The following is a 25,382-nucleotide window of genomic DNA, read 5'->3' on the forward strand; positions in this document are numbered from 1 at the left end:
TTATTGCACGGTTTTCAGTTTGACCACGTCACCGGAGACCTTGGTGGTGTAGCCGCTCAGGACCCATGCCCAGAACCAGTTTTCCTGAATCTGAGTGTTGATCATGGCATCGCCGCCCTTGGCCTGGATGGCGGCCTCTTGCGCACGGACGAAACGGCTGTTCTGCCGGATCGGGATCACGCCGAACAGCATCAGGCCGGTGGCAGTGGCTTCGCTGTGGCCAATCACGGTGTATTGGCTGCTGTCGTAATGTCTGGTGTTCATCGGGGTGCCGGTGCAACCTGCCAGAACCACACCGAACAGTGCGGCGGCGACTACTTTGCTGAGGTATTTCACTGCGAGACTCCATGGGAAAACGCCCGGGATCCGTCTCTCGGGCGGCGCACACTTTACCGAACGCAGTGGCTCATTGATATCGGCCTCGGCAGACTTTCATTAAACGCCTTGCTGGCAGCCCGTCCGCGATGTCGCATACCATGGCGCCACTTCAATAAAAACAGACATTTCTCCATGCTCAAAGCCAGTCTGCGCAGCCACCTGACCCTTTGGTTTGCCGGTTTGTCTCTGCTGACGCTATTGAGCGTGGGCTTTTACGTCGGTGATATCGCCACTGAGCAAATGAAACGCGCCAGCGGCAATGCGCTGCTGAGTACCGCGCGGTCGGCGGCGACACTGCTGGGCGAGCAGTTGCGCGAGCGGCAACTGGAGGTCTATCTGCTCAGCCGGGCGCCGCATCTGGAACGCGGCGATCTGGACAATCCGGCAATTCTCAAATCGATGCAGCTGCGCACCGAAGCCCGCTCCGAATATGCGTGGATGGGGGTGACCGATGCTCAGGGGCGTGTGCATCAGGCAGTCAACGGTTTGCTGGTAGGTCAGGTCGTGCTACAGCGCCCATGGTTTCAGGCCGGTCTGCGCGGGGAATACACCGGCGATCCGCACGAAGCCGTTTTGTTGGCGAAACTGTTGCCGGGTCTGCCCAACGGCGAGCCACTGCGCTTCATCGACTTCGCCGCGCCCATCCGCAACGCCGATGGGCAGGTGATCGGTGTGCTCGGCGCCCATGCGCACTGGAGCTGGGTCACGCACATCGTCGAATCGGCAGCGATGTCGCACAAGGGGGCGGAGCCGGATATCGAAGCGCTGATCATCGATCACGACGGCAAGGTGCTGTACCCGGAAGCGCTGGTTGGTCAACAAATGCCGGCCAAGGATCAGAAGTCCCCGGGCTGGGTCGTCGGCAACGGGTACCTGACCAGCGAGGTGACTGTGCCGACGCCTACGGGCACCGCGCTGTCGTGGTCGATTGCCGTGCGTCAACCACTGGACACTGCGCTGCAACCGGCGCGACTGCTGTTTTATAAATTGCTGTTGCTGGGGGTTTTCGCCGCCGTGGCATTCGGACTGGTTGCGTATTACCTGGCGCTGTACCTGAGCCGACCCATCGAGCACCTCGCGCGTTCAGCCCAAAAAGTGCAGAACAACCAGCCTGGTGCGGACTTTCCGCTCCGGCATCCCGTGCGGGAAATTGCCCAGCTCGGCCAGTCCATCGATGCCATGACCCAGTCGCTGCTTGCCAAGGAGCGTGAGCTGCAAGAGACCAACGCTTCGCTCGAAGCCACCGTCGCCCAACGCACGGCGGCCCTGACCCTGGCCAACGCCGAGTTGCTGAACCTCGCTACCCACGATGGCTTGACCGGTGTCTACAACCGTCGCCGCTTCGACGAAAAACTCACCGAATACAGCCTGTTGTTTCGTCGTACCGGGCGGCCGTTTGCATTGCTTCTGATTGATGCCGATCACTTCAAGCACATCAACGACACTCACGGCCATGCAGCCGGCGACGACGTACTGCAGCAATTGGCGCAGCTGATCCAGATCAGCATCCGGAGCACGGATTTTGTCGCCCGTTACGGAGGCGAAGAATTTGCGGTGCTGCTGCCGGAAATCGCCAAGCCCGATACGCCTGATATCGTCGCCGAGAAGATTCGGTCAGCGATTGCCGAGGCGACCTTTCCAGCGGCCGGCGCGGTGACGGTCAGCATCGGTGTCGGCCTGGCCGACCCGGCCGACAACGCTCCGACAGCACTGCTCAAACGTGCTGATCAACAGTTGTATCAGGCGAAAGCCGAGGGTCGTAATCGCGTAGCCTGCCAGACGTCACTCACCGAAGTTAACGGACTCGGCTGACCCGCGATTGAATCAGGTGTTGGTCTTCAATCGGGTCCAGAACCGTGTCATCAACCGGGCAATCGCTGCTGGCAGTTCTTCACAGTGAACGGGAACTGCATTGCGCAGCTCCCGCACAGACGCTTCATTGCTGAGAAAACGTCTGAAGATACGCCAACAAATTATCGATCTTCTCTTCATCACTCAGCCCCCAAAAGATCATCCGCGTCCCCGGCACCACGCCCTTCGGATCCTTCAGATAGTTCGTCAGCGTTTCACGATCCCAGGTCAGGCCGGAGTTTTTCATCGCGTCGGAATACACGTAATTCGCCGACGTCCCCGCCGGGCGGCCGATGATGCCGTTGAGTTCCGGGCCGAAACCCGGGCGGGCGGATTCGCCGACCTGGTGGCAGCCGCCGCACAGGCGCGGGAAGATTTTGGCGCCGGCCTCGGCGTCACCGGCAGCCAGTGCTGGCGTGCTGAGCAGGCCTGCGTTGAGGATCAGGGCGAGCGTTAATGCAGCGTTTTTCATCGGGGAATTCCAGATCTTCGGCGGCGCCAAGGGTAATCGTGCGCGGCAGTTGCGCTACAGGTAGGCGCCCACGACCTGACGAACTTTGAGCAAGGCTTGACGCAGGACAAGCATGTCCACCGATCCCAGCGCCAGGCGAATCGCGTGCGGCACATGGGTGGACACGGTGAAGGGTTCTGCGGTGGTGACGGAAACCTGCTCGTGCATCAACTCGACCACGATGTGGTCGGCCCGCACATCTTCCGGCAGCGGCAACCAAAGGAAATACGAAGAGGGATGGCTGACGGTCGGGAGACCTTCGAGGATCTGAGCAGCCAGTGCTTGCCGGGCTTGGGCGTCGCTGCGCTTTTGTGCTTCGAGGAAGGTGACGGTGCCGTCGTCGAGCCAGCCGCAGGCGATGGCGGTCATCACGCCGGGGGTGTTCCAGGTGGTGGCGCGGATGATCCGCTCCAGCGCCGCCACCTGCTCGACCGGCGCGGCAATGAAGCCGACACGCAGGCCGGTGGCGATGTTTTTCGACAGGCCCGACACGTAGACCGTGCGTTCCGGCGCGAGATCGGCCAACGGGGGCGGCGGGTTATCGACCAGAAAGGCGTAGGCCGCGTCTTCGATGATCGTCAGATCATGCCGGCGGGCAATCGCGATCAAATCCTCGCGCTGTGCCAGAGGCATTACCCAGCCCAATGGATTGTGCAGGGTCGGCATGCTGTACACGGCACGCACCGGTCGTTGGCGGCAGAGTTTGTCGAGGGCCGCCAGATCGGGGCCCTGCTCATTGACGGGAATCGCCACCACTTCCAGGTGCAGCGCTTCGGCCAGTACTTTGAATCCGGAGTAGGTCAAGGCGTCGGCGGCGATCACATCACCGGGTTTGAGCAGCGCCATCAGCGTTACCGCCAGCCCTTGCTGGGCGCCGTTGACGATCAACACCTGCTCGGCGTCGACACTCAAACCCCGTGTTTGCAGGTGCCGCGCCACCGAGGCCCGTTCATGCTGGCGACCGGCGTGGGGCTGATAGCGCAGCAGCGCCTCGAGGTCGCCGGACAGCGCCAGTTGCCGCAACGCGGTGCGCAGCAGCTCGGCCTGCCCCGGCAATGACGGGTAGTTGAAGTTCAGATCGATCATGCCGACCGCGACGTCCTTCTGGTCAATCCCCTGCCCCGGCAACAACGACGTTTCCCGCACAAACGTGCCGCGCCCGGCTTCGCCGCTGACCAGGCCCATGGCCTCAATCTCGGCGTATACGCGCGAGGCGGTGACCAGCGCCAGCCCTTCGTTCGCTGCCAGTTGCCGGTGAGTCGGTAAGCGAGTGCCGGGCAAAAGGCGACCGGAGCGAATGTCGGCGGCATAGGTGTCGACGAGGGTCTTGTAACGGGAGCGCGGCATGTCGGGCTGTATCCATGACAATTCTTTGATTGTACTGATTCTCGTCCCTAGGATTGTTTCAACGCAACCCACCACTGAGCGCAATGCGTATGGAACGAACCACCCAACTCGGCACCCCGGCCCTGGAAAAAACCAGCGGCTGGATCAATGGCTTTATCGGCGTCGTGATCTTCAGCGGCTCGCTGCCTGCCACGCGGCTGGCGGTGCTGGAATTCGACCCGGTGTTTCTCACCGTCATCCGCGCGACCATCGCCGGCGCCCTGGCGTTGTGCCTGTTGTGGCTGTTTCGCGAACGGCGTCCGGCGCGGGATCAGTGGTTGTCGTTGCTGATCGTCGCGCTGGGCGTGGTTGTGGGTTTCCCGTTGTTAACGGCCCTGGCGCTGCAATACGTGACGTCGGCGCATTCCATTGTGTTTGTAGGGCTGCTGCCGCTGGCGACGGCGATTTTCGGCGTGCTGCGCGGCGGTGAGCGGCCGCGTCCGGTGTTCTGGATTTTTTCGGTGTTGGGCAGTTCGCTGGTGGTCGGTTTTGCTATCTCACAAGGCCTGACCGCCTCGCCCACCGGTGATCTGCTGATGCTGGCAGCGATCCTCGCCTGCGGCCTCGGTTACGCCGAAGGCGCAAAACTGTCGCGCACCCTCGGCGGCTGGCAGGTGATCTGTTGGGCGCTGGTACTGTCGTTGCCGGTGATGGCCGTGCTGAGCGTATGGCTGGCGCCCGCCTCGTTCAGCGGTATCAGCGTGTCGGCGTGGGTTTGCCTCGCGTACGTTTCGCTGTTCAGCATGCTGATCGGTTTTGTGTTCTGGTATCGCGGGCTGGCTCAGGGCGGGATTGCGGCGGTCGGGCAGCTGCAATTGCTGCAGCCGTTTTTCGGCCTGGCACTGGCCGCGACCTTGCTGCATGAACATGTCAGCGTGAGCATGCTGGTGGTGACGCTGGGGGTGATCCTGTGCGTGGCCGGGGCGAAGAAATTCGCCAAATAGTTTTCAGCTCGCGCCGGATTTCCATTCTCGCGGGCTGAGTCCGGTCTTGCGCCGAAACGCCCGGGCCAGCGCCGACGGACTTTCATAACCGACCTCTTCGGCGATCAACGCAATCGGCCGTCCCTCACGCAGGCGTTTCTGCGCGAGGCTGATCCGCCAGCTCACCAGATAATCCACCGGCGTCTGCCCCACCACCCGCCGGAAGTGTTCGGCGAAACCGGCGCGGGACAGATTGGCGGCACTCGCCAGCTCGGCGACGCTCCAGGCCTTGGCCGGTTGGTCGTGCATCAGGTTCAAGGCTCGGGAAATCTTCGGATCGGCCAGCCCGGCCATCATGCCCGGCTGCTGGTTGCGACTGCTGATTAAATGGCGCAACAACAGAATCACCAGCAATTCGAACAATCGGTCCATCACCGCTTCGCGCCCGCAGTGTCCGTCGAAAGCTTCTTTGAACAGCCACTCCAGGGTGTTGGCCATTTCCGGGAGGTCGGCGAGTTTCAGCACCAGATAATCCGGCAGCGCTGCCGCCAAAGCATTGCCCGCACCGCCGTCGAAGGTCAGCGAAGCGCACACCAGTTGCGTGCCCATGCCTTCATCGGCGAACAAGCGATGGGCCATGGGACGGGGGAAAAAGATCAGGGTCGGTTCGTTGAGCGAAATTTCAGGATCACTCCCGGGTTTGAGCAACAGCTCCCCCGCCTGCAACAGGTGCACATGCCCGCACACCTGATCGCCGCCGTAGGCGCTCACCCCGCAGAACGTGCCGCTGTGGAAGGTGCCGGCATTGACGCCGAAGTGGCTGAGCAACGTAGAAAGGCGATCCATGACTGATTCTCGCAAGGACAGGTTTGGACGATCTGTCGCATATCCTCGACGATTTGCACCCAAAGCACCAGCCGCGCTCCGTAGCATTCACTCCATCCCCGGCGCACTTCGCACCGGAATTTCGGAGAATCACCATGAGCCGCATCGCCCCTCTCAGCCTCGAAACCGCCACCGACGCCACTCGCCCGACACTCGAAGGCGTGCAGAAAAAAATCGGCTTCCTGCCCAACCTGTTCAAGACCCTCGCCGTCGCACCTGTCGCGCTGGATGCCTACGTGCAAATCTCCGCCACTCTGGGCAAGACCTCACTGAGCGCCAAGGAAAAAGAGGCGGTGTATCTGGCCACCTCGCAAGTCAACGGTTGCGACTATTGCCTGGCGGCGCACACCCTGTTCGCCAGCAAGGCCGGGCTGGCAGCAGAAGAAATCATCGAAGCGCGTCACGGTCGGTTGAATGCTTTTGCCACCCTCGCCCATCAACTGACCGAAACCCGTGGTCATCTGAACGATGAGCAGATTGCCGCCGCCCGCGCTGCCGGCATCGACGACAAGAAGATCATCGAAGTGATCGCCGTCGTCGCCGCGCAAACCCTCACCAACTACCTGAACAACGTGGCGCTGACCGATATCGACTTCCCCGCCATCGATGCCTGACCAGTGATCGGGGTCGATCTCAGTCGTGATCGACCCCGGCGCGTTTCAGCAACTTCTTGCAGCGCTCGGACAGATGAAACACCTGCAACTGCTTGCCCGCCTTGGCATAACGTTCGCGCAGGGTTTTCAGCGCGGCGATGGCCGAGTAATCGACAAAGCTCAGGTGCCGGCAATCCAGCGTCACCCGTTGCGGGTCACTGGCCGGGTCGAACTGATTGAGGAACGGCGTGGTCGAGGCAAAGAACAGCGTACCGTGCAGGCGATAGAGTTTGCTGCCGTCCGCTTCCAGATGTTCATCTGCGTACAGCTCGCGCGCTTGCTGCCAGGCAAAATTCAGCGCGGCAATGATGATCCCGCACAGCACCGCCGTGGCCAGATCGGTGAACACCGTGATGGTGGTTACCGCGATGATCACCAGCACATCGTTGAGCGGCACTTTGTTCAGCACCCGCAACGAGGCCCAGGCAAACGTCTGCTGCGACACCACGAACATCACGCCCACCAGCGCCGCCAGCGGAATCCGCTCGATCAGCGGCGACAGAAACAGAATGAACAGCAGAATCAAAACCCCGGCCACCACCCCGGACAAACGCCCGCGCCCGCCGGAACTGAGGTTGATCACGGTCTGACCGATCATCGCGCAACCACCCATGCCGCCGAAGGCACCGGAGACTACGTTTGCCGCACCCAACGCCACGCATTCGCGATCCGGATAGCCACGGGTTTCGGTGATTTCGTCGGTGAGGTTGAGGGTCAGCAGGGTTTCCAGCAGGCCGACCAGCGCCATCAGAATCGCGTAAGGCGCGATGATGCGCAGGGTGTCCAGCGTCCACGGGATGTCCGGCAGCGCGAAGGTCGGCAAGCCGCCGGCGATGTGCGCCATGTCGCCGAGGGTGCGGGTCGGCAGGCCGAGCAGGTAAACCAGCAAACCGACGCCGAGAATCGCCACCAGCGCCGGCGGCACGGCGCGGGTCAGGCGCGGCAATATATATACGATGGCCATGGTCAGCAGCACCAGCCCGGTCATCAGGTACAACGGCGTGCCGCTGAGCCACTGTTCACCGCTCTTGAAATGCTCCAGTTGCGCCAGCGCGATGATGATCGCCAGACCGTTGACGAACCCGAGCATCACCGGGTGCGGCACCATGCGCACCAGTTTGCCCAGCCGCAGCAGCCCGAACGCCATCATGATCAAGCCACCGAGCAACACCGTCGCTAACAGATATTGCACACCGTGTTGCACCACCAACGCGACGATCACCACCGCCATCGAACCGGCCGCTCCGGACACCATGCCCGGCCGGCCACCGAACAGCGCGGTCAGCGTGCAAATGATGAAGGCGCCGTACAGGCCCATCAGCGGATTGAGGTGGGCCACCAGCGCAAACGCAATGCATTCGGGCAACAGGGCAAACGAGGTGGTGAGTCCGGCCAGGACATCGGCGCGCAGACGAATCGGTTTCATGGCTTACCTGACAGAGCGGCCGACAGGCGCGGCCGCATGCATTGGCGCAAAAGAGCGCCGCGGAAAAAGAGGGTTGCGGATGTTACGCAAATGCACCGGCGTGGGCTAGCAATCGCTGACAGGAACGGGTTGGCGCTCTATGCTTGCGCGCTTCATCGATCAACGGGTTTGAACATGTCACCGCTATCCACTCGCGAAGTCTGCCAGCGCTTGCGCGATGCGGCGTTGGAGGTTTGCGCGCTACAGCGTATTGCGCAGGAATCCGGGCCCGGCCAGATCTCGGTCGAGATCGACGGCTGGCAGCTGTTGCTCGACTTTGACGGTCAGCGCCTGCACCACTGCCTGCAATGCCGCTGCCCGGAAGATCGGGTGTGGCGACTCGACACGACTCAGCGTTTCGGCACCGACCCGGTCAGCCTGCTCAGCACCTGGGAGCTGGCGCAGATCGAGCGGTTGCTGGCTCAGGTCGGCTGAGACCGGATCACCCCTGCCGCAAGTCCAGCAGGTAGGTGTAATAGCCAGTGTCACGTATCCAACCGAGTGATTCGTACAAACCCTGGGCTGTGAAATTGTCGGTGGCGGTTTCCAGCACCAGGCCCTTGGCGCCGGTTTCGATGGCAAAGTCGCGGGCGGTGTTCATCAATAATCGCCCCACTCCACGGCCCCGGGCGGCTGGCGTAGTGAACAGATCGCTGAGCAGCCAGGTGCGATGGGCGTCTATCGAAGAAAACGTCGGGTATAGCTGGACGAATCCAAGCGCCTCACCGCTTTCATCCTCAACCAGAAAAATCGCCGATTCATTGCCGGCCATGCGTTCGGCGATGAAGGCCCGCGATTGCTTGAGATTTGACGGCTGGCCATAAAAACCGCGATAGCCGTCGAACAGCTTCGCCACCGCGTCGAGGTGAATCGTCGTGGCGCGCAGTGCCTGAAGGGTCATTGTCACTTTCCTGAGGTTACTGAAATTGAAACCAGCATAGCGCTGAGGAGCGAGTTCGCTGGCTTAATCGCTATATAGTTTTGTATATTGCGAACCCGAAATGGCCAGACCCTCCATGCCGTCCATGAGTAGCATCCGCGCACGCAACCAGCAACTGATCCTGGCCGCCGCCAGTGAAGAATTCGCCGCCAACGGCTTCGACGCGACCCAGACCCGCGACATCGCCGCCCGCGCCGGTGTGCCCAAGGCCAATCTTTATTACTACTTCCAGAGCAAGGAAAACCTCTACGGCAAAGTGCTGCTCGGCTTTGTCGAACCGTTGCTGGAAGCCTCGGCGGTGCTGCGCGAAAGCGACGACCCACTGATTGGCCTGCGCGCCTACGTTGCCGCCCGCATCCGCATCGCCCGCGAGCATCCGGCAATCGCCAAGGTTTTCAGTGGTGAGTTGCTGCTCGGCGGCAGCCAGTTGCCCGACGAATGCCGCGACCTGCTGCACGGCGAAGCCCGGCGCAATGTCGAGTGCCTGCGCAGCTGGATCGACCGCGGGCTGCTGGCGCCGGTGGATCCCGAGCATCTGATGCTGTTCATCTGGTCGGCGACGCGCACCTACACCAACATTGGCTGGCAGATGGGGCGCATCACCGGACGGGAGGTGCCGCAGGATGAGGATTATGCGGTGGCGGCGGAGACGATTACACGGTTGGTATTGGAGGGGGTGGTGGCGCCGCGGGCGGAGGAAATCCGCGGCGTGCTGTTTACGACTTGAAGCGTCAGGGCATGAAATCCAGCGGCAGTGCGCGGTCGCCTTCCATCCGCTCGTACCATGCCTGGAACTGAGCAGGCAGGCGCTTTTTCCATTCCGGTACATTGGCGTAGTAACGGGCTCGCGTGCGGCCCTCTTTATCAGATACCAACATCAGCACCCAGAAACGGTGACTGGCCGCACGCATCAGAATGGCCGCGTTCATATTGCCCAGTCCGCGCACCCACATCTCGATGACCTCTGCATCAGGCACGTCAACCGCCGGGTCGCCGACGGTCATGGTACTCGTACGGTCCACCAGCGTCTGATAATCACCGTTGAGCAGTTTATGCATCGCCTGATCCTCTTGCTGCGTACGAGCAAGTCCAAGGCTCAACAGGTTGTAATTCATCGAAAGTGGTTTGTCAGCCGCCACATAACGACCTGAGTAAAAGAAACCCATACCGGCACTGCAATCAACGTCATCGCCATTCTGTGTGACGTCCAGTACACCATTGATCGCTCGAAAAACAAGCGTGCAACTACCCTCTTCGAAACGGGCTTCATCACCGTTCAACACAGCAACACCTTCCAGTTCACCAGAGTTGGCGCCCTCCTGTGCTGAAATCCCAAAGCGGACGTGTGTGGCGTCCTGACGCTTGATGATCACTTCGGATGCCGAGTTCACCCCGTGAGGAATCAACTGCCAGGTGGCATCCCATGAGAACGTTCTGGGTGCATATTTCAGCTCAGTCAGGCGCATCAGATATTCACGAGCCAAGCACGCCGGGTCAGCGCCACAAAGGCTGCGGTTCTTCAACCATGCTCTTTGATCGGCCTTGAGCGCTTGCGGGTCAGCCACCTGCGCCAACGTTGTCCGCCAGAGCGCCCCGAGTTTCTCATCGAGACTCGAGGTATACGGATCCGCACAAACGGCTTTTTCAACCGGGCTGGAAGCGCCAGCACAGTCAAAACTGGCAGCGTGGGAGGCGGTAGCAAATACGAAAGACGTCAGCAGCAAAGCGTGACGGAGATTGAAAACGAGCATCGACGGATTCCATTCCTGAGGCGGCGGCAGTATGCCGGGCCCGGGCTATCGATGCTCTGGATTTTTCACTGCTTGCTCGCGGGCAACCGGGCTCTTGTACAAGCAAGCATCAGAATGTGATCTCGGTCGCCGGCTTAACATCGATCCGCGCCACGGAACCGGTCAGGTGCGCCCAGTCCTTGTTGTGTTCGGCGATGATGTCTTCGGCGCTCATGTTGCCGTTGTCGACCGTCGTATGGGCGTCGGCCGCCAGCTCCACGTCGTAGCCAAGTTGATGGGCCTGGCGCACGGTGGCGTTGACGCAGTAATCGGTTTGCATGCCACAGATCACCAGGCGGTCGAAGTCTTCCCGGGGGATCAGTTTCTGCAGATTGGTCTGGTAGAACGAGTCGTTGGCGGTCTTGTCGACGCGCAGATCGCCGGGCGCGGTGACCAGGCCGTCAGCCAGTTGCCAGCCTTCGGCACCGTGAGCGAACGGGCTATCCTTTTCGTTGTGCTGGATCAGCACCACCGGAATGCCCGACTTGCGAGCGCGGGCGCTGAGGCCGTTGATGGTGTCGATTACCCGTTTTGCGTCGTGGCACTCGTATTCGCCTGTGCACAGGGCGCGCTGGACATCGATGATCAGCAATGCGGTGGTCATGGTGAGCCTTCCTTGATCGGTCCTTGAGACAGGGGCGGACGTGTGCCCGCCCCCTTTTTACTCTGCTCAGTAACCCAATGACAACCCGGTGTTGCGCCGTGGATCGTTGGCGCCGTAGAAGCGGTTCTTGCCGACCGGTTTGCCACCCAACGACGGTGCACCGACCAGAATCGCGGCGATGTGGTTGGCGTCCTGCGGGCCCGCAAACTTGTGGCCCCAGCTCTCGAGAATCTTCTTCGTGTCGGGGCTGGCGGCGAAGTCTTCGAGGTTGGTTTCCTCCGGCATCCACTGCTGGTGGAAGCGCGGCGCATCGACCGCTTCCTGCAGGCCCATGCCGTAGTCGATGACGTTGAGCATGGTCAGCAGGGTCGCGGTGATGATGCGACTGCCACCCGGCGTACCGACCACCATCACCACCTTGCCGTCCTTGGTGACGATGGTCGGGCTCATCGAAGACAGCGGTGCCTTGCCGGGAGCGATGGCGTTGGCTTCGCCCTGCACCAAGCCGTACATGTTCGGCACGCCGACCTTGGAGGTGAAGTCGTCCATTTCATCGTTGAGGATCACCCCGGTCTTGCTCGCCATCACGCCCGCGCCGAACCAGTCGTTGAGGGTGTAGGTGACCGATACAGCGTTGCCCCACTTGTCGACGATCGAATAGTGCGTGGTGTTGCTACCTTCATGAGGCGCGACGCCGGGTTTGAGTTCCGCCGACACACCGGCCTTCTGCGGCTGGATCGCGTTACGCAGCTTGGTCGCGTAATTCTTGTCCAGCAGGTGTTCGATCGGGTTCTTCACGAAATCCGGGTCGCCCAGATAGCTGTTGCGATCCACATAGGCGTGGCGCATCGCCTCGATCTGATAGTGCATGCCCTGGGCCGAATGGAAGCCCAGATCCTTCATCGGATATCCTTCGAGAATGTTCATGATCTGACAGATCACCACCCCGCCGGAGCTTGGCGGCGGTGCCGATACGACGTGATAGCCGCGATAGTCGCACTCCACCGGGGCCAGTTCGCGGGTCTTGTATTTGTCGAGGTCGGCCTGGGTGATGATGCCCTTGTTGGCCTGACTGGACGTGACGATGGCGTCGGCCACCCAGCCTTTATAGAAGCCGTCGACGCCTTTTTCCGAGATAGTGCGCAGGGTTTTGCCCAGGTCCTTCTGCACCAGTTTCTGCCCGACTTGCATCGGCTCACCGTTGCTCAGGAAGATCGCACCGGAATCCTTGATGTCCTTCTTAAACACGTCAGTGGCGTATTCCAGCAGCTCGACGTCACCCTGTTCCAGCTCGAACCCGTCTTCCGCCAGTTTGATGGCCGGGGCGATCATTTCCTTGCGCGGTTTGGTGCCGTACTTGCTCAGCGCCAGCTCCATGCCGGACACAGTGCCCGGAACGCCGACCGCGAGGTGGCCACGGGTACTCAGGTCCGGAATGACGTTGCCGTCCTTGTCGAGGTACATGTTGGCCGTCGCGGCCAGCGGGGCTTTTTCGCGGAAGTCGAGGAAGGTCTTGCGCCCGTCCGCCAGTTGAATGGTCATGAAACCACCACCACCGAGGTTGCCCGCCGCCGGGTAAACCACCGCCAGTGCATAACCCACGGCGACCGCCGCATCCACCGCGTTGCCGCCACTTTTCAATACGTCGACACCCACGTGAGTGGCCAGGTGCTGGGCGGTGACCACCATGCCGTTTTCGGCGGCGACCGGGGCAACCGAGGCGGCGTGAGCCATGAGGCAGCTGAGCGCCAATGAGGTCGCCATCAGCGATTTGGCAAAAGGTTCGTACTTCATGAGTCGGTCTCTTCTTTTTATAAGGTAGGAAAGCGCTTCAAGAGCATCAGCCAGTATGGTCGCGATTACGGTTTGCGCCTCCCTGATCCGGCAGTATGCTGGGCGCAGTTTTCACCCCCGTCCCGGAGTTTTTCCCATGGCCTATACGTTCATCACCCTGCCCTCGCCCGTCGGCGAGTTGAAGCTGGTCGCGAACGGCTCACGTCTGGCCGCCATCCTCTGGGAAAACGACAAACCGAACCGAGTGCGACTGGGACCGATGAGCGAAGCACCGGACAATCCGGTGTTGATGAAAACCGCGCGACAGCTGGAAGAATATTTTGCAGGAACGCGAAACGCGTTCGATCTGGAGCTGGACTTTGCCGGCACCGAGTTCCAGAAAAAGGTCTGGGCCGCGCTGCTGACCATTCCGTTTGGCGAAACCCGCACCTACAGCCAGATCGCCGAACAGATCGGCCACCCGAGTGCGGTGCGCGCCGTCGGCGCGGCGAACGGGCGCAATCCGATCTCGATCATTGCGCCGTGCCATCGGGTCATCGGCGCCTCAGGCAAACTGACCGGTTTTGCCGGAGGCCTGGAAGCCAAGGAGCGTCTGCTGACCCTGGAAGGTGGCCAGTGGTCAGACATCGGTAAAACCGGTGACTTGTTCTAACCGCCAAACAGGTTATTCATCGCCGCATACTGCAACAGCATGATGGTCTTGGCATCGCAGATTTCACCCCGCTGGAACGCCGCCAGCGCGTCGTCGAAACGCCACTCCAGCACTTCAAGTTCTTCTGTTTCCTCTTCCAGACCGCCCCCTTCACTGACCTTTGACGAAGCATCGTACTCGGCAATGAAAAAGTGCAACTTCTCGGTCACCGAACCCGGACTCATGTAAGCCTCGAACACCTTCTTCACGTCATGCACGCGATAACCGGTTTCCTCCTCCGCCTCGTCGCGTATGCGCTGCTCCGGCGCCGCGCCTTCGAGCAGTCCGGCCGCCACTTCAATCAGCAAACCGTCGTGACCGTTGACGAACACCGGCAGGCGGAACTGCCGGGTCAGCACCACGGTGCGTTGCTCGCGGTTGAACAGCAGGATCGCCGCGCCATTGCCACGGTCGTAGACCTCGCGCGTCTGACGCTGCCAGTCACCGTTGTTACGGTGATAGTCGAAGGTGATTTTCTTGAGCAGATACCAGTCGTGGGACAACACCTGGGTATCGACGATGTTGACCCGCTCGGCTGTGTTGGACATGACGCCTGATCCTTTTTTGTCATCGGAAGATGGCCATGGTAGGTGAAATGATGCGAACCGCCGACGAAAAAAAAGCCCGGCAGCGCTACCGGGCTTTTCCTTCATTGACTACTGATGAGCCACGTTTACCGTTGCTGCATCAGCGCCCTGGGCCGCAGACGGCGCCCCGTGAATCAGCGGTCCATAACGCCGACTGAATTCCCAGCTGTACGGCACGCGATCCTTGCTGGTGCCATTGTCCCAGTTCACCGACCAGGTCATCAGGCCCTTGATCGGATGCCCTTTGACCGCCAGGCGTTTCATCGCGTTGCCGACCACGGTCTTGTCGATCACATAACCGGTGGCAGCGGCATCGACGTTGGACGGCAGGCCGATGACGAACTTGTCTGCCGGGATCCTGGTGAAGCCGCGAGTACCGGTCACCAGGCTCTCGGTCAGGTAATAGAGGAAGTCCTCTTTCATCGCGTCGTTGTTCTGGGCGATCCACGCCCCGTTGCCGTTATTGGCTTCCGGCACCCAGACCCCGTCGCCACCCTGGTTGTAGAACTGCGGAGCGATGAAGTCGTAGTAGCCTTCCAGCGCCTGCAGGTAACCGACGTATTTGCCGGAGGCGGTCAGGTACGGAAACTCCGGTGCCATGCTGATGATGAAATGTTTGCCCTGGCCTGCGTAGTGATCCTTGACCAGTTTCAGCGCGGCCGGCAGGACGGTCTTGTTGGCAGCGAAATCAATCGCGCTCTGTTCAAGATCGATGTCCAGGCCGTCGAAGCCGTAGGTTTCCACCAGACGGATGATTTCATTGGCCAGCGGTTGCTCCTGACCAGCGCGCAACTCGATGTGCGCATCGGCACCGCCCAGGGAAATCAGCACGGCCCGCCCCTGACTGTTGAGCACGCCGACCTGACGGCGGAACTCGGCATCGGAGACGTTGAACGGCTTGAAGGTCGGAATCCCGCTGCCCTTCATGAAGGCTACCGCGACCACGTTGTATTCCTTCGGCACGTTTTCCAGGGCGATGTTGGCGAACTGACCGCGCTGGTAACCGTCGCTCGGGCCGGCCGGCCAGTTGTGCCAGAAGCCCATGAGGATCTTCTTGCCGGCAAGGCTCGGTATCAGCGACGCCGCGTCGCTGGCCTGGTTTTTCAATAGGGTGAAGTCGATGTTTGACATGTTCTAATCCTTCAGAACGTGTGGGTTTGACGTTGCGGGCTTATTTGAAGTCCACATCGAAGGCCTGATAGAAGGCGTTGCCGGTGTTGGCGACGATCCACATCAGGACGATGACGTGATGTCCCTGCTTGTTGCCCGGAAGTTTCACGGCGTGGTTGACCTTGGCTTTCAATTCCGCCGAATGACTGTAGTACGGCACTTGCGGATAGAAATCCTCGGCGAACGGTTGCGCCTCCAGTTGCGCTCGGGTGATGCGTTGTTTCGGGTCCCAGCCATCCTTGGTGATCAGCCAGCGATAACCGCGGGTGGTGTGCGGCGCGGTGTACTCCCATTTGACCTCAAGGGTCTGGCCGGGGGTGACATTGAGCAGCGGCCAGGAGAACGGACGCCCGAGTTTCTTGCTCATTTCTTCTGCGGTGAAGTTCACACAGTCACGTGCGTCGTTCTTGCCGCCACTGAGAATATAGCCGTCAGCCGGCGGTACGACGCTCGGGTTGTCGCTTTCGAAGGGCGCCGGGAACGGACCGGCCGCGAGTGCCGGGAAGTTCTTGCCGCCTTCCATTTCATTGACCTGCCAGCCGCCGAGCAATCCTTGCTCGATGGCCACCGCGCCGCGGCTTGCAGGGGAAATGACGCGACCGTGTCGCAGTTGGGTTTGAGCTTGTGGTTGGTTCATGTTTTTCACTCCGTTGATTTAAGAACTCTCCTGTCCGAGGAGAGGCCTTCAAGCTAACGGAGGGGGATTTTTTGTCCATCGGCGGTTTTGTCGCAGTCTGCCTCGACGAAACTCGAAAAACGCCGAAAACACTGTATATAAACACAGTACATTGCGACGACGCTCACCCGTCGCATGGCAAAAAGACTACACCGCGTCATTACAAAAACCTGCATTCACCGGCTCAGGGAAGCTGCGCCTCGAACTCCTTTTGATACTGCCCGGCGAGCTGTTCCTTTTGCTTGTCGTCGAGCAGCTTGCCGGCCATCTGGAAGAATTTCTGCTCCTCTTCCTGCAGGTGGTGATGGACCTTCTCCGAGAGCTTTTTCGCGGTGGCCAGCCAGGCCGGGCTGGACATCTCGGTCTCGTCGAGTTCCTCCATCATTTCGTCCATTTCATGGTGCTCGGCGATGGCATGGCGGCTGAGGTCGACACCGTTGTCGAACTCCATCAGCGGGATATAGAAATGGCGCTCTTCGGCCGTTTCGTGAGCCTGAAGCTCAGCCTTGAGTTGCTTGTAGGCCTCGACCCTTTCCGGGGTGTCACCGCTGGTCTTGATCAACGATTTCGCGTAGGTCCGCTGACGATCGTGGCTTTCACGCAGGGCTTCGAAAATGTTCATGGAATCTCCCAGGCAAACGCGTTCCGGATGGACGCCCTAAAGGGCTAGACCCCGGCGCAGCAGCGACGGTTCCAAGCGATTGCTTCAATCGGCTGCGGCGCGCTAGGCTGCCGATTCATTACTACAAGGAAGACAACATGACGTTGCGGATCGAGCTGTCACAGGACCCTACCGAAGAACAGCGCGCAGCCATCCTGGCGCCCCTGCGTGCCCACAACATCGCCAAAGCCGGGCCTTCGCTGTACGAACCGGTCGCGTTGCTGGTGCGCAACGATAACGACGCGATCCTTGGTGGCCTTTATGGGCACACGTTCTATCGGTGGCTGTTTATCGAGTTGCTGGCGGTGCCGGAAGAAGGCCGGGGACAGGGCATCGGCTCGAAGCTGATGAACATGGTCGAGGAATTCGCTCGGGAAAAAGACTGCGTGGGGATCTGGCTCGATACCTTTGATTTTCAGGCGCCCGGGTTCTACAAAAAACTGGGGTATACCGAGTGTGGCGAGATTGTGGATTATCCGCTGGGGCACAAGCGGCACTTCTTCCAGAAGCGTTTGATTGATTGAATTCAGCGACCCTCGCCCGCAGGCTGGCGAGGGTCGCAAATTTCAACGCATTCAACTGCCCGTTACAGACAGGTCGCCAGCGCTGCCAAGCGGCGCTTGGCCACAAAATCATCCTTCTGCGCGTAGTAATTCAAAACCGTGCCGGACGCATCCGTGGTCAAGTCGACAAACGACTCCGCCGAGCGCGTATAGACCGTCGAACCGCCCTTCTTGCCCGGTTGCAGATACGCCGCCGCGTCCACACCGAACACCGCTTCGTCCTGCCAGGCGAATTGCACGCACTGGGCCACGACTTTTTCGGGTTTGTCCGAATTCAGGGTCTTGTAAGGGGTTTGCGTGCGGGCGTCTTCCATCGCCGAACCCGCGCAACCGGCCAGCAGGGTTGCCGCCAGCGCTACCATCAGCATTCGCATTGCATTCGCTCATTCGGAAAAAAGCGGACTGTATCACCGCAACGCCAAAAATCGTTCTGCTTTACTGCATTTAGAGCGCGACACATGCCGGCCGCTGCGGCACATTAACGGTCATCAGCCTTACAAGGAAAGCCCATGGCGCCTACTGACCAGCGACACGAACAGGCCCTGAAACTGTTTCTCGATGCGCGCCCGGAACTGCGCGAAGCCCTTGACCACCTCAACCCGCTGCTGGCCCAGGCCAAGGGCGAAACCCAGGCGCAGTACCGCGAAGAACGTCTGCACGAAGCCTTCGAAGCCGAGGCCGAAAGCCAGGGTTTGTTCGCCTGGGAACTGACGCTGCAACTCACCGCCGCGACGCCCGAGGAGTATCAGGCGCAACGCCTGGAAGTGCATCGCGAAGTGGCGGAAATGGCCGGCATGGACTGGCTGGAATATTGCGATCTGTATGGCATAGAACCGTAAACCCCGCTCAAGGACGCTGCCTCGATGCTGCCTTCCACCTCGACCCACCGCGCCAGCCCCGGACATCTTCATATACAGAAATGGCGCGGCCGTGTGGGGCTGGCGCTGGTTGCCAGCCTTTCGGTACTGGCCGGCATGACCGACGCCATAGGTTTCATGGCCAGCGGCGATTTCGTTTCCTTCATGAGCGGCAACACCACGCGGCTGGCGGTGGCGATCAGCGATGGCGACAGCGCACTGACGTTAAGGCTGATCCTGCTGGTCGCGACGTTCATTGTCGGCAATGCCCTCGGAGTCGTGGTCAGCCGGCTGGGTGGTCGGCGGGCGCTGCCGTTGCTGCTATCCATCGCCGCTCTGCTCTGTTTGGCAGCCTGGCCCTTTGACACGCAACTGCCGGCCCTGCTGGCAGCGATCATTGCGATGGGCATGCTCAACGCAGCGGTGGAAGAAGTGAACGGTCTGCCGGTCGGGCTGACGTACGTCACCGGCGCCCTGTCCCGATTCGGTCGAGGATTGGGCCGGTGGGTGCTCGGCGAACGGCGAAGTGGCTGGCGGGTGCAACTGGTGCCGTGGAGCGGGATGCTGGTCGGCGCCATTCTGGGGGCGGTGCTGGAACATCATCTGGGACTCAAGGCGATGTTGGTCAGCGGTCTGTTCGCCGCCGTACTGGGGCTGCTGACCCTGAAGATTCCGCGGCGCTGGCAACTGGGCTACATGCCACGCTGAAGGACACCTGCTCGCATCGAGACGGGCGCGGGAAACATCCGCTTCGCCGCCCCGCCGAGAAAGCTTTATCATGGCCGCAGTTTTGCTGATCGAGTCCGTCATGAAGTTCGCCATTGCGCTGTTTTCCGCCGCCCATGCGCCCTCCTCGCGCCGCGCCCTGCTGTTTGCTCAGGCCGCGCTGGCCGGCGGGCATGAGATTGTCCGGCTGTTTTTCTATCAGGACGGCGTCCACAACGCGTCCGACGCCGTGGTCACGCCGCAGGACGAACTGGATCTGCCCAAGCAGTGGCGAACCTTCATCAGCGAACAAAACCTCGACGGCGTGGTGTGCATCGCCGCCGCCCTGCGCCGTGGCGTGTTGAATGCCGAGGAAGCCGGGCGTTATCAGCGTGACGCCGTGGCCGTCAGCGCGCCGTGGGAGTTGTCCGGCCTCGGCCAGTTGCATGACGCGGTGCAGGATGCCGACCGCCTCATCTGTTTCGGAGGCGCATGACATGGCCAAATCCCTTCTGATTATCAGCCGTCAATCGCCGTGGTCCGGCCCCGGTGCCCGCGAAGCGCTGGACATCGTGCTCGCCGGTGGCGCCTTCGATCTGCCGATCGGTCTGCTGTTTCTCGACGACGGCGTGTTGCAACTGGCCGCCGGGCAAAACGCCAAGGCCCTGCAACAGAAAGACCTGAGCGCCAACCTGCAAGCGCTGCCGATGTTCGGCGTCGAAGAGCTGTTCTACTGCACCGACAGCGCCAGTGTTCGCGGCCTCGGCGATCGTTCGCTGGACGAGGCACAGCCCTTGGCCGCCGATGAAATCACCGCCCTTATTGACCGTTACGACCAGGTGATCACCCTCTGATGTCGACTTTGCATGTGTTGTCCCATTCCCCGTTCGGCGACGAACGCCTGACCAGTTGCCTGCGACTGCTCGGTTCTGCCGATGCGCTGTTGCTGTCGGGCGATGCCGTTTATGCGCTGCAACCCGCCACTGCGCCGTTCAGTGCGCTGGAATCACGCAAGGTGAAATTGTTCGTGCTGGCCGAAGACGCGCAAGCCCGTGCCGTGCAGATTCCGGACTGGGCCGAAGCCATCGATTACCCGGCCTTCGTCGAGCTGTCGATCCACCACGACAAGGTCAACAGCTGGCTATGAATGCGCTGACCGTCGGCGCCCGCGCCATTGAACTGGACAAGGACGGCTTTCTGGTCGACCTCAACGACTGGTCGGCCGAAGTCGCCAGCGCCCTCGCCGCTGCCGAAGACATCGAACTGAGCCCGGAACACTGGGAAGTCCTCGAATTGCTGCGCAGCTTCTACGCCGAATTCCAGCTGTCACCGGCCACCCGGCCGCTGATCAAGTACACCGCGCTCAAGCTCGGCGCGGAGAAAGGCAACAGCCTGCACCTGAACCGACTTTTCAAAGGCACCCCTGCCAAACTCGCCGCGAAACTGGCGGGCCTGCCCAAACCGACGAATTGCCTATGACCGACTATCCAGCGCTGACCCTCGAAACGCCCGCCGAGCATCCATTCGCCCAGTTCGTGCGCATCCTCGGCAAGGGCAAGCGCGGTGCCCGCGACCTGACCCGCGAGGAAGCCCGGGAAGCCATGGGCATGGTGCTCGACGAAGCGGTCGAAGAAACCCAGCTCGGCGCGTTCCTGATGTTGCTGCGGCACAAGGAAGAAAGCGCTGAGGAAATGGCTGGATTCACCGAGGCGCTGCGCGAACGTTTGCAGGCGCCAGCGCTGAAGGTCGATCTGGACTGGCCGACCTACGCTGGCAAGAAGCGTCACCTGCCGTGGTATCTGCTGGCGGCCAAGTGCCTGGCGCAGCACGGCGTGCGTATTTTCATGCACGGCGGCGGCGCGCACACCGCCGGGCGCTTGTACTCCGAACAATTGCTCAATGAGCTGAACATTCCGCTGTGCCGCAACTGGCAACAGGTCGGCGCGGCGCTGGATAACGGTGACCTGGCGTTCATGCCGCTGGTGGACTGGGCGCCGCAGCTGCAACGGATGATCGATCTGCGCAACACCCTCGGCCTGCGCTCGCCGATCCACTCGCTGGCGCGGATTCTCAATCCATTGGGCGCACGTTGCGGTTTGCAGAGTATTTTCCACCCCGGCTATCAAGCGGTGCACCGCGATGCCAGCGGTCTGCTCGGCGACACGGCGATCGTGATCAAGGGCGACGGCGGCGAAATCGAGATCAACCCGGATGCCGACAGCCATCTGTACGGCACCACTGGCGGCGAGAGCTGGGACGAGGAATGGCCGCAGTTGTCGGCGCAACGTCATGTCAAACCGGGTTCGCTGGATATCGAGCATTTGAAGGCCGTCTGGCGTGGCGATGTGGTCGACAGCTATCCGCAAATGGCGCTGATCTCGACCATGGCGTTGGCGCTGCGCGGCCTCGGCCAGAGCCGTGAACAGGCTTTCGAAACCGCCGAGCAATACTGGGCCGCGCGGGACAAATCGATTTAACCGATCATTAACGCCCGATCTTTGCGCTTTTTGTTCGAACTCATCGGAATAGACTCGGCTCCAACGATTATTGGTTTCTGGAGTCTTGATCATGGGTTTACTCGTCGACGGCCGCTGGCAGGACAAGTGGTACGAAAGCAGCAAGGACGGCGCGTTCCAGCGCGAACAGGCGCAGCGCCGCAACTGGGTCACTCGCAACGGCGAGCCGGGCCCGAGTGGTGAAGGTGGTTTTGCTGCCGAAGCCGGGCGTTACCACCTTTATGTCTCTCTCGCCTGTCCATGGGCTCATCGCACGCTGATCCTGCGCAAGCTCAAAGGCCTGGAAAGCCTGATCGACGTTTCCGTCGTCAGCTGGCTGATGCTGGAAAACGGCTGGACCTTCGATCAGAACCTCGGTTCGACCGGCGACAAACTCGACCACTTCGACTTCATGCACCAGCGCTACACCGCCGACACCGCCGACTACACCGGCCGCGTCACCGTGCCGGTGCTGTGGGACAAGAAGCTCAAGCGCATCGTCAGCAACGAATCGGCGGAGATCATCCGCATGTTCAACAGTGCGTTCGATGACTTGACCGGCAACGATCTGGACTTCTACCCGGCACCGTTACGCAGCGAAATCGATGCGCTGAACGAGCGGATCTACCCTGCCGTGAACAACGGCGTGTATCGCGCCGGGTTCGCCACCTCGCAAAATGCCTATGAAGAAGCCTTCGATGATGTGTTTGCCGAACTGGATCATCTGGAGCAAGTGCTGGACGCCAACCGTTATCTGACGGGCGAATACCTGACCGAGGCGGACGTGCGCTTGTTCACCACGCTGATTCGTTTCGACGCGGTGTACCACGGGCACTTCAAATGCAATCTGCGGCGGATCAGCGATTATCCGAATCTGTCGAACTGGCTGCGTGAGATGTACCAGTGGCCGGGCGTTGCCGAGACCGTGGATTTCCAGCACATCAAGAATCACTACTACGGCAGCCACAAGACCATCAACCCGACCGGGGTTGTACCGAAGGGGCCGGAGCAGGATTTCACTGTTGCCCATGACCGGGACCGGTTGGGCGGGAAAGGGGTTTGGCGCAGAGGTTGAAAGCAGGATCGTTCCCACCGCGTGGGAACGATCCCTTCAGAGTCGTCAGATTTGACCCTGAGCGCCCTCGAACCACGCCAGTTTCTCGCGCAGTTGCACCACTTCGCCGACGATCACCAGCGTCGGCGCATGCACTTCATGCTCCGCCACCAGACGCGGCAGGTCGGCCAGCGTGCCGGTAAAGACCCGCTGATTGACCGTGGTGCCCTGCTGGATCAGCGCGGCCGGCGTTTCAGCTGCGCGACCATGCTTGATCAACTGCTCGCAGATGACCGGCAACCCCACCAGGCCCATGTAGAACACCAGCGTCTGCGCCGGCGAGACGAGGTCGGCCCACGGCAGATCGGTGGAACCGTCCTTCAGGTGACCGGTAACGAAACGCACCGACTGCGCGTAATCGCGATGAGTCAGCGGAATCCCGGCATACGCCGCGCAACCGCTGGCCGCCGTGATGCCCGGCACCACCTGGAACGGAATGCCATGGGCTGCAAGTTCTTCGATCTCTTCGCCGCCACGGCCGAAGATGAACGGATCCCCGCCCTTCAACCGCACCACACGCTTGCCGGCCTTGGCCAGATCCACCAGTTGCTGGTTGATCTGATCCTGCGGCACGGCGTGATCGGCGCGACGTTTGCCGACGTAGACACGCTCGGCATCGCGGCGGCACAGCTCAAGAATCGCCGGAGCCACCAAGCGGTCGTACAGCACCACATCGGCTTGCTGCATCAGGCGCAAGGCGCGGAAGGTCAGCAGATCCGGATCACCCGGCCCTGCGCCCACCAGATACACCTCACCGGTCGTAACCATGGCTTCGCCGTCAATCTTGGCTTGCAGCAAACGTTCGGCTTCGGCGCCCTGTCCTGCCAGTTGCCGATCAGCAATCGGCCCCTGGAACACGTCTTCCCAAAAACCGCGACGTTGCTGCACATCGGGAAACAGGCCTTTGACCTGATCGCGAAACCGCGCGGCCAGACCGGCCAGATGGCCGTAGGTCGAGGGAATCCAGGTTTCGATCTTGGCGCGGATCAGCCGGGCCAGCACCGGCGCATCGCCGCCGCTGGAGACCGCGATGATCAGCGGTGAGCGATCGACGATTGCCGGAAAAATCACGCTGCACAACGCCGGAGCATCGACGACGTTGACCGGCACGCAGCGCCGATGAGCATCGGCGGAAACTTGCGCGTTCAACGCTTCGTCGTCGGTGGCGGCAATGATCAGCCCGCAACCGTCCAGATCCGCTTCGGCGTAGCCACGCAGCAGGCATTCGCCACCGCTGGCGGCAACCAGTTCGCGCAGTTGCGCTTCGATTTCAGGTGCGACCACCCGCAGCAGCGCACCGGCATCGGCCAGCAGGCGGGACTTGCGCAAGGCAATCTCCCCCCCACCGACAACCAACACACGACTGCCGCGCAGGTTGTGAAACAGCGGCAGATATTTCATTTAGCCGATGACCTCAAGGCCACCCATGTACGGCTTCAGCACGTCCGGCACACGGATCGAACCGTCGGCCTGCTGGTAGTTTTCCAGCACGGCAACCAGGGTACGACCGACCGCCAGACCGGAACCGTTCAAGGTGTGCACCAGCTCAGGCTTGCCGGTTTCCGGGTTGCGGAAACGCGCCTGCATGCGGCGGGCCTGGAAGTCGCCGCAGTTGGAGCACGACGAGATTTCACGGTACTTGTCCTGGCTCGGGATCCACACTTCCAGGTCGTACGTCTTGACCGCGCTGAAGCCCATGTCGCCGGTGCACAGCGCCAGAGTGCGGTAAGGCAGCTCCAGCAGTTGCAGGACTTTCTCGGCATTGGCGGTCAGGCTTTCCAGCGCTTCCATCGACTTCGATGGCTCGACGATCTGGACCATCTCGACCTTGTCGAACTGGTGCTGACGGATCATGCCGCGAGTGTCACGACCCGACGCGCCGGCTTCGCTGCGGAAGCACGGAGTGTGGGCAACAAACTTGATCGGCAGCTGTTTCGAATCGACGATTTCACCGGCCACGATGTTGGTCAGCGACACTTCGGCGGTCGGGATCAGGTACAGATCGGCTTCGCCTTCGCGCGCGATCTTAAACAGGTCCTCTTCGAACTTCGGCAGTTGACCGGTGCCTTGCAGCGCCGGGGCCTGAACCAGATAAGGCGTGTAAGCCTCTTCGTAGCCATGCTCGGTGACGTGCAGGTTGATCATGAACTGCGCCAGTGCGCGGTGCAGACGGGCAATCGGGCCACGCAGCAGGGCGAAACGTGCGCCGGACAGCTTGGCGGCGGTTTCGAAATCGAGCCAGCCGAACTTCTCGCCCAGGGCCACGTGGTCCTGAACCGGGAAGTCGAAAGCGGTCGGAGTGCCCCAGCGGCGTACTTCGACGTTGCCGTCTTCGTCTTCGCCGACCGGTACCGATTCGTGCGGCAGGTTCGGAATACCCAGCAGGATCGAATCCAGTTCGGTCTGGATCGCGTCCAGCTCGACTTTACCGGCACTCAGTTCGCCCGCCATGCGCTCGACGTCCGCCATCAGCGGCGCGATGTCTTCGCCGCGCTGCTTGGCCTGACCGATGGATTTGGAGCGCGCGTTACGCTCAGCCTGCAGTGCTTCGGTGCGGGTCTGGACGGTCTTGCGCTGTTCTTCCAGCGCTTCGATGCGCGCGACATCCAGGGCAAAGCCACGGGAAGCCAGGCGGTCCGCTACGTCCTGGAGGTTGCTACGTAACAGTTTGGAATCGAGCATG

30 protein-coding genes and 1 pseudogene are annotated in these 25,382 nt (G+C 61.1%); 15 read left to right on the plus strand and 16 right to left on the minus strand.

Translation table 11 applies throughout. The features are described from left to right. Positions 1-336 carry a hypothetical protein gene (locus ABFB52_RS18445; protein ID WP_039767351.1) on the minus strand — a complete coding sequence of 112 codons (336 nt, stop codon included), beginning with the start codon at positions 334-336 and terminating at the stop codon, positions 1-3. A 174-nt stretch (positions 337-510) separates the two neighbouring features. Here ABFB52_RS18445 and ABFB52_RS18450 point away from each other — a divergent pair, with 174 nt between their 5' ends. After that, positions 511-2,190, plus strand: a complete 1,680-nt coding sequence (locus tag ABFB52_RS18450) for a diguanylate cyclase (RefSeq protein ID WP_129972728.1) — start codon at positions 511-513, stop codon at positions 2,188-2,190. A 124-nt stretch (positions 2,191-2,314) separates the two neighbouring features. Here the strand turns inward: ABFB52_RS18450 and ABFB52_RS18455 are convergent, their stop codons facing one another. Both ABFB52_RS18455 and ABFB52_RS18460 read right to left on the minus strand, forming a co-directional pair. Next, positions 2,315-2,701, minus strand: coding sequence for a cytochrome c family protein (locus ABFB52_RS18455; protein WP_129972733.1), 387 nt, complete (start codon positions 2,699-2,701; stop codon positions 2,315-2,317). 54 nt (positions 2,702-2,755) lie between these two features. Beyond that, entirely contained in the window at positions 2,756-4,087 is a 1,332-nt protein-coding gene (locus ABFB52_RS18460) for a PLP-dependent aminotransferase family protein (protein ID WP_129972727.1), read from the minus strand. An 89-nt stretch (positions 4,088-4,176) separates the two neighbouring features. Here ABFB52_RS18460 and ABFB52_RS18465 point away from each other — a divergent pair, with 89 nt between their 5' ends. Continuing rightward, entirely contained in the window at positions 4,177-5,070 is an 894-nt protein-coding gene (locus tag ABFB52_RS18465; RefSeq protein WP_085746006.1) for a DMT family transporter, read from the plus strand. 3 nt (positions 5,071-5,073) lie between these two features. Here the strand turns inward: ABFB52_RS18465 and ABFB52_RS18470 are convergent, their stop codons facing one another. Then, complete coding sequence (locus ABFB52_RS18470) at positions 5,074-5,895, minus strand: AraC family transcriptional regulator (protein ID WP_102687815.1); 822 nt, start codon at positions 5,893-5,895, stop codon at positions 5,074-5,076. A 134-nt stretch (positions 5,896-6,029) separates the two neighbouring features. Between ABFB52_RS18470 and ABFB52_RS18475 the strand changes: the two genes are divergently transcribed. Further along, positions 6,030-6,548, plus strand: coding sequence for a peroxidase-related enzyme (locus tag ABFB52_RS18475; protein WP_085746004.1), 519 nt, complete (start codon positions 6,030-6,032; stop codon positions 6,546-6,548). A gap of 19 nt (positions 6,549-6,567) precedes the next feature. Here the strand turns inward: ABFB52_RS18475 and ABFB52_RS18480 are convergent, their stop codons facing one another. Then, a complete protein-coding gene (locus ABFB52_RS18480; RefSeq protein ID WP_085613247.1) occupies positions 6,568-8,013 on the minus strand; it encodes a SulP family inorganic anion transporter in 1,446 nt (481 codons plus the stop codon). Between the two features lie 174 nt (positions 8,014-8,187). Between ABFB52_RS18480 and ABFB52_RS18485 the strand changes: the two genes are divergently transcribed. Beyond that, on the plus strand, positions 8,188-8,487 hold the full coding sequence (locus tag ABFB52_RS18485) for a hypothetical protein (protein WP_085746267.1): 300 nt from the start codon (positions 8,188-8,190) through the stop codon (positions 8,485-8,487). A 7-nt stretch (positions 8,488-8,494) separates the two neighbouring features. Here the strand turns inward: ABFB52_RS18485 and ABFB52_RS18490 are convergent, their stop codons facing one another. After that, positions 8,495-8,953: a GNAT family N-acetyltransferase gene (locus tag ABFB52_RS18490; RefSeq protein WP_129972726.1), complete on the minus strand. Its 459-nt coding sequence runs from the start codon at positions 8,951-8,953 to the stop codon at positions 8,495-8,497. Between the two features lie 124 nt (positions 8,954-9,077). On the opposite strand from ABFB52_RS18490, the gene ABFB52_RS18495 reads away from it, so the two are divergent. Further along, on the plus strand, positions 9,078-9,719 hold the full coding sequence (locus ABFB52_RS18495; protein ID WP_129972732.1) for a TetR/AcrR family transcriptional regulator: 642 nt from the start codon (positions 9,078-9,080) through the stop codon (positions 9,717-9,719). A 4-nt stretch (positions 9,720-9,723) separates the two neighbouring features. Here ABFB52_RS18495 and ABFB52_RS18500 read toward each other — a convergent pair whose 3' ends face one another. The 3 genes from ABFB52_RS18500 to ggt form a co-directional block, all read right to left on the minus strand. Next, a complete protein-coding gene (locus ABFB52_RS18500) occupies positions 9,724-10,743 on the minus strand; it encodes a hypothetical protein (RefSeq protein WP_129972725.1) in 1,020 nt (339 codons plus the stop codon). Positions 10,744-10,852: 109 nt separating this feature from the next. Continuing rightward, positions 10,853-11,386 (minus strand): cysteine hydrolase family protein, encoded by a 534-nt coding sequence (locus ABFB52_RS18505; protein ID WP_102687820.1) that lies wholly within the window; start codon positions 11,384-11,386, stop codon positions 10,853-10,855. A gap of 66 nt (positions 11,387-11,452) precedes the next feature. Then, complete coding sequence (gene ggt / locus ABFB52_RS18510) at positions 11,453-13,180, minus strand: gamma-glutamyltransferase (protein ID WP_129972724.1); 1,728 nt, start codon at positions 13,178-13,180, stop codon at positions 11,453-11,455. Positions 13,181-13,316: 136 nt separating this feature from the next. Here ggt and ABFB52_RS18515 point away from each other — a divergent pair, with 136 nt between their 5' ends. After that, positions 13,317-13,832, plus strand: coding sequence for a methylated-DNA--[protein]-cysteine S-methyltransferase (locus ABFB52_RS18515; RefSeq protein ID WP_011334927.1), 516 nt, complete (start codon positions 13,317-13,319; stop codon positions 13,830-13,832). Here the strand turns inward: ABFB52_RS18515 and ABFB52_RS18520 are convergent. The 4 genes and pseudogenes from ABFB52_RS18520 to ABFB52_RS18535 all read right to left on the minus strand — a co-directional run bounded on the left by ABFB52_RS18520 (position 13,829) and on the right by ABFB52_RS18535 (position 16,926). Then, on the minus strand, positions 13,829-14,419 hold the full coding sequence (locus ABFB52_RS18520) for an NUDIX domain-containing protein (protein WP_064380653.1): 591 nt from the start codon (positions 14,417-14,419) through the stop codon (positions 13,829-13,831). The two genes, ABFB52_RS18515 and ABFB52_RS18520, sit on opposite strands and share 4 nt — an antisense overlap. Before the next feature lie 168 nt (positions 14,420-14,587). After that, a pseudogene (locus ABFB52_RS18525) lies at positions 14,588-15,589 on the minus strand (chitinase); the annotation flags it as partial. A gap of 40 nt (positions 15,590-15,629) precedes the next feature. Further along, positions 15,630-16,265 (minus strand): lytic polysaccharide monooxygenase auxiliary activity family 9 protein, encoded by a 636-nt coding sequence (locus ABFB52_RS18530; RefSeq protein ID WP_007958235.1) that lies wholly within the window; start codon positions 16,263-16,265, stop codon positions 15,630-15,632. 223 nt (positions 16,266-16,488) lie between these two features. Next, complete coding sequence (locus ABFB52_RS18535) at positions 16,489-16,926, minus strand: hemerythrin domain-containing protein (protein WP_007958228.1); 438 nt, start codon at positions 16,924-16,926, stop codon at positions 16,489-16,491. 137 nt (positions 16,927-17,063) lie between these two features. On the opposite strand from ABFB52_RS18535, the gene ABFB52_RS18540 reads away from it, so the two are divergent. Further along, a complete protein-coding gene (locus ABFB52_RS18540) occupies positions 17,064-17,489 on the plus strand; it encodes a GNAT family N-acetyltransferase (protein WP_102687824.1) in 426 nt (141 codons plus the stop codon). A gap of 62 nt (positions 17,490-17,551) precedes the next feature. Here ABFB52_RS18540 and ABFB52_RS18545 read toward each other — a convergent pair whose 3' ends face one another. Beyond that, positions 17,552-17,902, minus strand: a complete 351-nt coding sequence (locus tag ABFB52_RS18545) for a hypothetical protein (RefSeq protein ID WP_007958217.1) — start codon at positions 17,900-17,902, stop codon at positions 17,552-17,554. Positions 17,903-18,037: 135 nt separating this feature from the next. Between ABFB52_RS18545 and ABFB52_RS18550 the strand changes: the two genes are divergently transcribed. From ABFB52_RS18550 to ABFB52_RS18585, 8 genes are all read left to right on the plus strand, one after another. Then, on the plus strand, positions 18,038-18,367 hold the full coding sequence (locus ABFB52_RS18550) for a DUF6388 family protein (protein ID WP_007958215.1): 330 nt from the start codon (positions 18,038-18,040) through the stop codon (positions 18,365-18,367). Between the two features lie 24 nt (positions 18,368-18,391). Continuing rightward, complete coding sequence (locus tag ABFB52_RS18555; protein ID WP_007958213.1) at positions 18,392-19,093, plus strand: YoaK family protein; 702 nt, start codon at positions 18,392-18,394, stop codon at positions 19,091-19,093. A 100-nt stretch (positions 19,094-19,193) separates the two neighbouring features. Continuing rightward, complete coding sequence (tusD, locus tag ABFB52_RS18560) at positions 19,194-19,586, plus strand: sulfurtransferase complex subunit TusD (protein ID WP_074689306.1); 393 nt, start codon at positions 19,194-19,196, stop codon at positions 19,584-19,586. Between the two features lies 1 nt (position 19,587). Next, entirely contained in the window at positions 19,588-19,944 is a 357-nt protein-coding gene (gene tusC / locus ABFB52_RS18565) for a sulfurtransferase complex subunit TusC (RefSeq protein WP_129972722.1), read from the plus strand. Then, positions 19,944-20,237 carry a sulfurtransferase complex subunit TusB gene (gene tusB, locus ABFB52_RS18570; protein WP_129972721.1) on the plus strand — a complete coding sequence of 98 codons (294 nt, stop codon included), beginning with the start codon at positions 19,944-19,946 and terminating at the stop codon, positions 20,235-20,237. The genes tusC and tusB overlap by 1 nt, the downstream gene beginning before the upstream one ends. Next, entirely contained in the window at positions 20,234-20,569 is a 336-nt protein-coding gene (locus tag ABFB52_RS18575) for a TusE/DsrC/DsvC family sulfur relay protein (protein WP_007958196.1), read from the plus strand. The genes tusB and ABFB52_RS18575 overlap by 4 nt, the downstream gene beginning before the upstream one ends. Beyond that, entirely contained in the window at positions 20,566-21,567 is a 1,002-nt protein-coding gene (locus ABFB52_RS18580; RefSeq protein WP_129972720.1) for a glycosyl transferase family protein, read from the plus strand. Before ABFB52_RS18575 ends, ABFB52_RS18580 begins: the two co-directional genes overlap by 4 nt. Positions 21,568-21,658: 91 nt before the next feature. Beyond that, positions 21,659-22,660: a glutathione S-transferase family protein gene (locus ABFB52_RS18585; protein ID WP_129972719.1), complete on the plus strand. Its 1,002-nt coding sequence runs from the start codon at positions 21,659-21,661 to the stop codon at positions 22,658-22,660. A gap of 45 nt (positions 22,661-22,705) precedes the next feature. On the opposite strand, the gene cysG is transcribed toward ABFB52_RS18585, so the two are convergent. Together cysG and serS are read right to left on the minus strand one after the other, a co-directional pair. Beyond that, positions 22,706-24,100 carry a siroheme synthase CysG gene (cysG, locus tag ABFB52_RS18590; protein WP_129972718.1) on the minus strand — a complete coding sequence of 465 codons (1,395 nt, stop codon included), beginning with the start codon at positions 24,098-24,100 and terminating at the stop codon, positions 22,706-22,708. Next, positions 24,101-25,381 (minus strand): serine--tRNA ligase, encoded by a 1,281-nt coding sequence (gene serS / locus ABFB52_RS18595; RefSeq protein WP_074688938.1) that lies wholly within the window; start codon positions 25,379-25,381, stop codon positions 24,101-24,103. Position 25,382 lies beyond the last annotated feature (1 nt).

Source organism: Pseudomonas sp. 9.2(2024) (assembly GCF_039695385.1).
GTDB lineage: Bacteria > Pseudomonadota > Gammaproteobacteria > Pseudomonadales > Pseudomonadaceae > Aquipseudomonas > Aquipseudomonas paraglycinae.

What these genes read in the sequence shown, in the direction of transcription:
- ABFB52_RS18585 (WP_129972719.1), top strand. Translation starts at nt 21,659, where the DNA reads ATGGGTTTACTCGTCGACGGCCGCTGGCAGGACAAGTGGTACGAAAGC.
- ABFB52_RS18520 (WP_064380653.1), bottom strand. Translation starts at nt 14,419, where the DNA reads ATGTCCAACACAGCCGAGCGGGTCAACATCGTCGATACCCAGGTGTTG.
- ABFB52_RS18545 (WP_007958217.1), bottom strand. Translation starts at nt 17,902, where the DNA reads ATGCGAATGCTGATGGTAGCGCTGGCGGCAACCCTGCTGGCCGGTTGC.
- ABFB52_RS18460 (WP_129972727.1), bottom strand. Translation starts at nt 4,087, where the DNA reads ATGCCGCGCTCCCGTTACAAGACCCTCGTCGACACCTATGCCGCCGAC.
- ABFB52_RS18490 (WP_129972726.1), bottom strand. Translation starts at nt 8,953, where the DNA reads ATGACCCTTCAGGCACTGCGCGCCACGACGATTCACCTCGACGCGGTG.
- ABFB52_RS18535 (WP_007958228.1), bottom strand. Translation starts at nt 16,926, where the DNA reads ATGAACATTTTCGAAGCCCTGCGTGAAAGCCACGATCGTCAGCGGACC.
- ABFB52_RS18530 (WP_007958235.1), bottom strand. Translation starts at nt 16,265, where the DNA reads ATGAACCAACCACAAGCTCAAACCCAACTGCGACACGGTCGCGTCATT.
- tusD (WP_074689306.1), top strand. Translation starts at nt 19,194, where the DNA reads ATGAAGTTCGCCATTGCGCTGTTTTCCGCCGCCCATGCGCCCTCCTCG.
- tusC (WP_129972722.1), top strand. Translation starts at nt 19,588, where the DNA reads ATGGCCAAATCCCTTCTGATTATCAGCCGTCAATCGCCGTGGTCCGGC.
- ABFB52_RS18505 (WP_102687820.1), bottom strand. Translation starts at nt 11,386, where the DNA reads ATGACCACCGCATTGCTGATCATCGATGTCCAGCGCGCCCTGTGCACA.
- ABFB52_RS18515 (WP_011334927.1), top strand. Translation starts at nt 13,317, where the DNA reads ATGGCCTATACGTTCATCACCCTGCCCTCGCCCGTCGGCGAGTTGAAG.
- ABFB52_RS18470 (WP_102687815.1), bottom strand. Translation starts at nt 5,895, where the DNA reads ATGGATCGCCTTTCTACGTTGCTCAGCCACTTCGGCGTCAATGCCGGC.
- ABFB52_RS18465 (WP_085746006.1), top strand. Translation starts at nt 4,177, where the DNA reads ATGGAACGAACCACCCAACTCGGCACCCCGGCCCTGGAAAAAACCAGC.
- ABFB52_RS18500 (WP_129972725.1), bottom strand. Translation starts at nt 10,743, where the DNA reads ATGCTCGTTTTCAATCTCCGTCACGCTTTGCTGCTGACGTCTTTCGTA.
- ABFB52_RS18495 (WP_129972732.1), top strand. Translation starts at nt 9,078, where the DNA reads ATGAGTAGCATCCGCGCACGCAACCAGCAACTGATCCTGGCCGCCGCC.
- ABFB52_RS18455 (WP_129972733.1), bottom strand. Translation starts at nt 2,701, where the DNA reads ATGAAAAACGCTGCATTAACGCTCGCCCTGATCCTCAACGCAGGCCTG.
- ABFB52_RS18580 (WP_129972720.1), top strand. Translation starts at nt 20,566, where the DNA reads ATGACCGACTATCCAGCGCTGACCCTCGAAACGCCCGCCGAGCATCCA.
- serS (WP_074688938.1), bottom strand. Translation starts at nt 25,381, where the DNA reads ATGCTCGATTCCAAACTGTTACGTAGCAACCTCCAGGACGTAGCGGAC.
- ABFB52_RS18550 (WP_007958215.1), top strand. Translation starts at nt 18,038, where the DNA reads ATGGCGCCTACTGACCAGCGACACGAACAGGCCCTGAAACTGTTTCTC.
- ABFB52_RS18540 (WP_102687824.1), top strand. Translation starts at nt 17,064, where the DNA reads ATGACGTTGCGGATCGAGCTGTCACAGGACCCTACCGAAGAACAGCGC.
- ABFB52_RS18480 (WP_085613247.1), bottom strand. Translation starts at nt 8,013, where the DNA reads ATGAAACCGATTCGTCTGCGCGCCGATGTCCTGGCCGGACTCACCACC.
- cysG (WP_129972718.1), bottom strand. Translation starts at nt 24,100, where the DNA reads ATGAAATATCTGCCGCTGTTTCACAACCTGCGCGGCAGTCGTGTGTTG.
- ABFB52_RS18475 (WP_085746004.1), top strand. Translation starts at nt 6,030, where the DNA reads ATGAGCCGCATCGCCCCTCTCAGCCTCGAAACCGCCACCGACGCCACT.
- tusB (WP_129972721.1), top strand. Translation starts at nt 19,944, where the DNA reads ATGTCGACTTTGCATGTGTTGTCCCATTCCCCGTTCGGCGACGAACGC.
- ABFB52_RS18450 (WP_129972728.1), top strand. Translation starts at nt 511, where the DNA reads ATGCTCAAAGCCAGTCTGCGCAGCCACCTGACCCTTTGGTTTGCCGGT.
- ABFB52_RS18485 (WP_085746267.1), top strand. Translation starts at nt 8,188, where the DNA reads ATGTCACCGCTATCCACTCGCGAAGTCTGCCAGCGCTTGCGCGATGCG.
- ABFB52_RS18575 (WP_007958196.1), top strand. Translation starts at nt 20,234, where the DNA reads ATGAATGCGCTGACCGTCGGCGCCCGCGCCATTGAACTGGACAAGGAC.
- ABFB52_RS18555 (WP_007958213.1), top strand. Translation starts at nt 18,392, where the DNA reads ATGCTGCCTTCCACCTCGACCCACCGCGCCAGCCCCGGACATCTTCAT.
- ggt (WP_129972724.1), bottom strand. Translation starts at nt 13,180, where the DNA reads ATGAAGTACGAACCTTTTGCCAAATCGCTGATGGCGACCTCATTGGCG.